A 1,324-nucleotide genomic window follows, 5' to 3' on the forward strand; every position below is an offset into this window, starting at 1 on the left:
GTTGAGAACTTGCCAACCGGTTATATCTTCATCATACACAAGCGTATAAAGACAGCCATCTTGTATCTCTCCTCCCGATAAAGCTAATAAACCGGTTTCTGTCGCCTTATAAACGGGTTTGCCAGCTAAATTATTTAAAGCAATTGTTGTCGCCCCAACATTCTTGCCCTTCGCTTTAAAACAAACTGATATCCCATTCTTATATTCTAAAAATGCCGATTGGCTTAGAAGCCTTATCACGCTCGTCTTTTGGTTATTATCAACCGTCACAATCCCTTCAAGTACGCCGCCCGCATCCGATAAATATTCACGCACCCGTTGCATCATAAAACAAGCGCTAATATTAACCGTGTTAGGGTGCTGTCCCTCTGACCAATTAATTAAAGCATCAGCACCACCATTCTCAGATGCCGTTAAAGACCAATCATAAATCGTGGACATCTAAACCTCACGTCTTGATTCCAAATACAACACTTATATTAATCGGACGCGTCTCACTTATACCTGAACTTGCCAATGCAACATCACGCATGTGAAGGTGGGAATGGGGAAAGGCGAGCTTATGGTGCACACGTATATCCTCTGCCCTTACACCCAAACGTTCGGCAAGTTTCAACCTTTGCTGTTCATTCAACACATATCCCCAGATGATCGTCAAATCACCATACCAACTCTCTTCCTGATTTTCATCATTCAAAATCGTAAAGGATTGACCACTATGATCATGCTTTCTCATAGCGTCATTTTGTAAAGTGCCAAAATAACGAAAGCGGTCTATCTCGCGGTCATCATCAACACCTCGTAAAAAAACACCACGCAAATCGGGAACATTAAATTTCGTCCAACTATCAGCGCCTCCCCACCTTATCCCTATCGCTTCATAAAGAGCAGGATAATCACTGCGCAAATAAGCCTTCCCATCACAGGGTAACCAGCCATCTGGCAAAACTTGCATTCCAAAAATCCCTATCGTCCCTGTCGGATAAATGGGAATAACCGGTTCTTGTGATAAAGAGAGAGGCGTAGGATTTAAAACATGCCAAGCATGATCCCTATAAACCAAGCTATAAATACATCCCCTTTGAAGCTCGCCTCCAGATAATGCACGAATGCCTAATTCCGTCGCCTTATAAACAGGTTTAGCGGCTAAATCATTCAAGGCAATTGTTGTCGCCCCAACATTCTTGCCCTTCGCTTTAAAACAAACTGATATCCCATTCTTATACTCTAAAAATTGCGATTTGCTTTGAAGTCTTATCAACGTCGTCTGCTGTTCAGCATCAACCGTAAAAGTGCTTTCAATCACACCACTCGTATCGGATAA

General features: G+C 42.4%; 1 protein-coding gene and 1 pseudogene. Both read right to left on the reverse strand.

Features of this window, described 5'->3' with window-relative positions; genetic code table 11:
• Positions 1-441: pseudogene (locus ACFILH_RS03450) on the reverse strand (phage tail protein); the annotation flags it as partial.
• Between the two features lie 7 nt (positions 442-448).
• On the reverse strand, positions 449-1,324 hold an 876-nt coding region (locus tag ACFILH_RS03455; protein WP_375667366.1), incomplete at its 5' end, for a phage tail protein.

This window comes from Bartonella sp. CL435QHHD (genome assembly GCF_042195095.1).
Lineage (GTDB): Bacteria > Pseudomonadota > Alphaproteobacteria > Rhizobiales > Rhizobiaceae > Bartonella.